Raw genomic sequence first — 6785 nt, forward strand, 5'->3', positions numbered from 1 at the left:
CCTTTGGTGGTATGCTGAAAAACCAATCTCATTAAAAACAGTACTGTAAATACTCAATGGTTATTTTTGATTATATTTACTGAACAGCTATGACAGGGACATCGACATCATCCACATTGTCATAATTATAGAATTCAACACGGTTGTGTATGGCAACAGGTGATACAAGTCCCTGTACATTCATCATGAATTCAGTATGGCTCTCTATTGCAGTAACACGATAACTCTCTTTTTCAATAAAGTATCTGATGCTATAGTCGGTCAGACGCTCATCACCTTTTAGCTTCAGCCCTGCTTTTTCCGCTTCCTGAAGTAAAGTCTTGTTATCCGGTAAAGCAGTGAGGATAAGATAAAAATCTGTTCTTTCCATACTAAGTTCAGTTGAATTTGCCAGAAGCAGGTTTGTCTGGGTCAACTGGTCATAACTATCCCACATTTGCTGATTCAGTTTCTGTTTATCCCATAATCCGTTATTGTTCCTGCTGTAAGCACTTTCTTCAGCAACTATCAGATCCATGGAATCTTCCATAGATAACAGGCTTACAGACATCTCTTTGTTCTTATAATCCACAATTCCCTTTCCTTCCATCAACATGAATGATTCGCCAAGCATTGATATATTACTGTAGATGTCAAACTGGTAAGAATCAACATCCTTTGAAGAATCAATAACCCTGCCTGCAAGCGTGTATGCATCATTTATTTCCCGGTACTCAACATAATAAAGAGCAGAAATGACTAAAATAACGGTGAAGACAAGAATAAGAATTATCTGCCTGTCAATTCCTTTTTTATCTGACAAATGAAGTCACCTGCGTTTTGTAAACATGCTTTTTTCTCGATATCAATTATATTATTCTATATTTTTTATTCAGAACAACCACCATAATAGACAGCAGTATTAGAATGCCTGCAACTGCCAACCAGACAAGATTCACAGGTGCCGATGTACTTTCAGGAACAGTGGTTTCATACATGTCTTCGTGGACTTCTGATTCTTTCACAGAACCTTCAATATCATTCTCATCTGCATCCTGAACTGACCTGAATGCTACCAGCGGTTCTTCATCTTCTGAATCGATAATACCATCGCCATCGGTATCAGGGTTGAACGGGTCAGTTCCTATCCTGTACTCCACTATATTGAGGAGTCCGTCCCCGTCAGAGTCAAGTGGAGCATCATCTTCCGGTGTGACCTGTTTTCCTGCCAGGGCAAAACTGGAAAGATGCGATATTTTTACCCACACATGACCTTCGTAGTTCTCTCCATACATTTCCACATTGGAAGTATCTACACCTGTATTAGATAATTTTGTCCACCTGCCGGTATTTTCATTAAGATAGTACATGCACAGTGTATCCTCATCAATATCAGTTCTGTCAGAAAGGTCCCCATCCCCATTGCGGTCCAGCTCACTGAAGCGGTAATATATCGTTATCAGGGTGCCGTTGATAATATCAGTAGTTGCGTCCTCAACATTCTTACTAACTGTGATGTCAAGGTATTTTCCAATTGCATATTCATTTGATCCAAGTCCTGCACCTGATGCCAGAACGTGTGCCGAAGAACCTGTTTTTCTGATCTTCATCCATGGTTTGACACTGGTATCCAGAATCATTCCCACAGTGGAATCAGTCCTTTTTATCGAATCAGTGGAATCTATGACAAAAATATCAGCAGGTGCCATGAATTCTATCATTACTGAATTAGTTGAAGTGGTGACACGCTGGCTCCTGAATGCATGCAGTATCCTGCAATAATCGTACATATATGGTTGCGAGAGTACGACAACTGTCTGCGTACTGTTCCACACTCCATATCTGACAGCCATTCTGTCATAGACCGAATCTGTCATCTTTGGGAGGATATCACCATCTTCTTTCAGCACATCATAGCTTATGTTGCCAGCGGTTCCATTCACTTTTTCCGGTCTTCCAAGCAGAAGTACATAAGGTTCATGTGAATAGTTCATCAAAAATTCATCTGCAGAACGAACGGTTATGTTGGTATACCTGCTCAGAGTGTCAATAAGTTCTTCATTTTCCTCACTTTTATCATATACAACCGTAATATTCCTGACATTCGTGAGGACAGAATCGGTGTCAAATGAATCATTGATATTATCATCGTCAGTATCCTCCATCAGTGGATTGGTTGCAAAGTCGATCTCCTGCATATCTGTGTATCCGTCGTTATCGGTATCTGCAGACAATGGATTAGTCTTCATTTCAAGTTCTTTATTATCCTTCAGACCGTCAAAGTCCGTGTCATTCAACAGCGGGCTGGTTCCCGCACCATAAACTTCTGAGCCGTCGGAAAGGCTATCATTATCTGTATCACTATTCAGTGGATTTGAATTATAATACTTCTCAAGACTATCGAAAAGCCCGTCATCGTCGGAGTCCGGCTTGAGAAGGTTTGAATTGAATAGTACTTCTTCATAATCGGTCAGGTTGTCATTATCAGTATCTTTTTTCAGTGGATTAGAGGACAGAGTGAACTCTTCCAGGTCACCAAGGCCTTCACCGTCTGTATCCTGGATAAGTGGATCACTTCCAAAGAATACTTCTGTACTGTCATCCAGTCCGTCTGCATCTGTATCATAATTTATCAGGCTGGTGTTAAGGGCTTTTTCTGTAAAATCATTAAGACCATCGTTATCCGTATCGGAGTTTTGGGGATCAGAACTGCTGTTCTCATCAAGGTAGCATTCTTCATGGTCGCTCAGGCCATCAAAATCGCTGTCCTTGTAGCGAGGATCACTGGTCACATGGATAGTGTAGGTACCCGACGAATCAGTTATGATCACAGGCCATCCGATCTGTTCATTCACATCTATGAGACTGTCCTTATCCTTATCAGCACCGGAGCTTACCCACCCTTCCCTGGCAGGATAATAGCTGGTGTCAACAATTCCTATGACTTCCCTGTCATCTTTTTCAGGAGCTTGCAGGGATGTATTCCATGTCTGGTAGAATCTAAGTGCAAAGATGTCGGTGCTGTTAGGTGCGCTGAAGTTCAGGGTTACAGACCCGTAGGTTTCATTGCCAATGGCAGGTGTACCGTTGTATATTTCATCATGCAACGTGGAGTTATCCAGGCTTACAAATAGCCAGCACTTTGAAGGTTTATTTGTGGAATTAGCTTTTCCTATCAGAGTATAATCAATTACTGCTGTAATGTTGGTTTTTGGATCGGTCTTAATACTACTACCGAATCCATTCATGTCGACATTGCTGATATATGCCTTCGCTGTAAAATTCAGGTCATCAGAGTCTGGAATGCCGTTTCCGTTAGTATCTTTGGATTTTGGGTTCAGTCCTTTGAGGAACTCATAGAAGTCGGTCAGTCCGTCATCGTCCGTATCGCTTACAAGCGGGCTTGACCAGACATGCTGTGTAAAGGTGTCTTCATAGAAATCAAATTCAATGTCCCAGCCATGATATTCTTCGAAGTCACTGAGTTTGTCATTATCGGTATCCCACACAAGCGGGTCGTAACCATTACGTAACTCAAGTCCGTCTTCAAGTCCATCACCATCTGTATCCTTATCCATGGGGATGGTTCCATAGTCAAGTTCATATCCATCGGACAGTCCATCGTTATCAGTATCCAATCTTAAGTAGCTTGTACCATTACTCAGTTCATCAGTGTAGAGCACACCGTCACCGTCAGGGTCATTGGATGAAATGGCTGTCCACTCTACGAAATCATTAATATCTGCAGGTATGACATCAAAGTAGAGTGTGGATGGATCTGAATCGGATGTACCTGTATTGCTTTTTTCACTACAGTGCCATCCAAACAGCCACCAGCATTTATTATAGTAAACTCTGTAATCAGTTTCCAGCCAGAACTTGAAAGGGAAATTAACAGCTGCATCAGGTTCAACCCACAGGTCAGTGGTATACTGTGTTTCTTTCTTGCGGTAATTGTTCAGATAGGTGGTCGGGCCTGCTGTAGTGGAACTACCACCTGCAAGCGTGTATGCGGAACTGTACTGGTACTGTGGACGTATGTAACTGTTCTGAAGATTTGTATATGAACCATGGGATGTTCTTGTTACGATTCCTTTGAACTCGCTCTCCATTTCGATACGGTCGCCTGCTGTCAGACCATTTTCAGTGTAATCCACCACATTCACTGAAGTATCCAGCATTTGCAGGTCTACTTCCGTTTTTACCCTCACATCAAGGAAAAGTCCGATAAACCATTCGAAGAACATCTGCGACCAGCCTTTTCCGAATATCCATCCGACTATCAGGTCCGACAGAGCAACAAGTAATGCAATGGCCCAGCCCACCACCGGAATTGCAGCTATGGCTGCCAGAACAACTGCATAGATTATCATCAGCACAGCATACATTGTACCTACGAATATTCCATATCCTGACCACCCTTCGCTGGACGCTATTGACCAGAATGCATAGAAGGCTATTGCACCTATGACGACCCAGCCTATTGCAGAGAGCACACTGGATATCCTGTTAACAGCACCCATAAAACCACTACGTATCTTGGAGACAGATTCGGTCATTGCTCTCATAAGTTTCCAGCTTGTCTGACCGGCAACCGGTGCAAGCGGTTCAAGTCTTACAAAGGTGATGTAAGAGTAAACCGCAGCTCCTCCAATTATGAGGTTACATACGAAGTCAATAGCTGATATACCGAAACTGTCGATAGCATCAAGTACATCATTTCCTTCAGGGAACTCGAAATTTGTATTCATGGAACCGATTTTTGTTACAGTGGACTCACCGGTTTCCCAGGCGATAATGAGATTCATAAATATTCCAAGTGTCTCCACATCAAGATTTCTTGACTGACCCCATTTTCTGGTTTCTTCCAGCATTTCTTCAGTATTGATACTTTCACTGGTATCCGTATCGTACCAGGTCATCTTCATGCTCTTTGTGGTAATTAGCGGCTGACTCTTAAGTCCTATATCAAAACTATTCCCTGTAATGTATGGGCCCACAGCCATTTCATCCATGGATTTGTATCTGAAATCGTCCTCGAACAAGCTTATCACAGGCAAAACCATTCCTTCGGGCATGGATGACAACACATCAGGAGTTATTTCACCTGTTATCTTTGCAAGAGCTTCATCCTGGTGGGTGGCAGAACCTGTTTCATAATTGATGGTCACATTATAGTCATTCTGCAATTTTTCCGGCATCTGTTCAAGGGGAGTCTGGTCCCTTAAGAATGCATAGGAAAAAACGAAACCTGCTTCAAAGGTACGGTTCATATCTTCACTGTAGAATAGTCCGAAATCAGACCCATGATTCTCTTCAACATTAAAACCTGTGAGAATAAAATTCTCATGATATTGTGCAAGGGTTGTGGAAACAGATTCATATTCGCTTGTTTCAAGTGTGAAAGATTCCCAGTCTCCTTTTTTCTCACTATTTGCAATCAGTATGTTTCCTCCACCGTCTTTTGCAGAGACGTAAAGTCCGTTGTTAGCTTTGAGAGCTATCTGATTATTCTCAAGATCTAACAGTTCAAATCTTTCATTGGTACCGATGTCACTGCTGCCTGCGATAAGTTCATGTTCTCCAGCATCGGAAACATAGATATATTTACCGTCGGCTGATCTCAATGCTACTTCATTGTTATTGATATAAACTATCACAAACGTTTCAGCATCTGTGGCAGAAGTGCTTCCTGCAACAAGTCCGGAGTCAGTGCTGCTGATCGCAAGATATTGACCCTTGTGAGCCTTTAGAAGTACTTTTTTTGGTCTGTCTGTTTTTCCTGAGACCATCCACGTAAGTTGCGCCAGTGTAATGGTTTCCATTGCAGAGTCCTGTGGATAGAACATGCGACCATTCAAGGCAACCGTATCGCCAAAATCCTTTACAGGAGAAAGGGGAACGTAGGCTTTGCCTAATGTGGTGACGATTCCGTAATCTTCCTGTGCATCAGTGTCGGACGCTATGCCGCCAACAAGTTCAAGATCCCATAGCTGCATGTCTGTTCCTGCAGAGCTGTTCTGGATTACACTAGTTCCATTGTTCTCTGAAATAACTTCCAGACATTTTCCACTGTGTTTGGCAGTGATCTGATATACTCCGTCACTGTTCAATTCCAGTTTCCATAGCTGATGTTCATCACTGGTGTAATTTCCCAAGGTGACATTTGCCATATTCTCATTGCTGGCATTGAAAACCTCAAGACATTTGCTATTGTTGCTGGAAATGATACTATAGTATCCATCATCTTTCTGTTCAATTCTCCATAGCTGGTAGTTCTCACCGGAATGATTTCCAGTGCTCACATTCTGCTCTTTAGCATCGGTAAACGGAGCTTTCAGGTCTTCTCCATTCTCGACAGATATAATTCTGCATTCCACAGGAATTTTTAGTTCCAGCATTGGCGTGACAGTAACATCTTCTTTTGAACTGTTGAGATCCTTCATAGTTGCCAGATCGTCGTCAGGCCAGTCCCAGCTCTGGGCAAGCAATTTCAAATGCTCCGTGTTTTCAGGTCTGATCTGGAAATTAAGATAGGTAGGCTTTCCACTTGATGAAATATTGAATTTAAAACTTTCATTTGGGTTGGTTTTTGAAAAAGGTGAAAGGTCAAGAGCATCTATCACTCCATCATTGTCGTTGTCCAGATCCCATGCGTTTGCAAATCCATCCTCGTCTATGTCATTAGAAGATACATTGTGGACCTCAAAATATAGTCATTAACTAAACATTTCTAACTTATCGCTCATGAACTTTTCTATCCATCTTTTTGCAAAACTAAGTTTTAATGAACATTTCATGAACTC

2 protein-coding genes are annotated in these 6785 nt (G+C 42.0%); both read right to left on the reverse strand.

All coding sequences use genetic code 11. From position 1 onward, the window contains the following. Window positions 1-76: 76 nt before the first annotated feature. Window positions 77-802 (reverse strand): hypothetical protein, encoded by a 726-nt coding sequence (locus tag J2746_RS12230; RefSeq protein WP_209621384.1) that lies wholly within the window; start codon window positions 800-802, stop codon window positions 77-79. Between the two features lie 46 nt (window positions 803-848). Then, entirely contained in the window at window positions 849-6605 is a 5757-nt protein-coding gene (locus J2746_RS12235) for an RICIN domain-containing protein (protein ID WP_342451845.1), read from the reverse strand. Window positions 6606-6785: the final 180 nt, after the last annotated feature.

Origin of the sequence: Methanolobus bombayensis (genome assembly GCF_017873415.1) — an archaeon.
Classification (GTDB): domain Archaea; phylum Halobacteriota; class Methanosarcinia; order Methanosarcinales; family Methanosarcinaceae; genus Methanolobus; species Methanolobus bombayensis.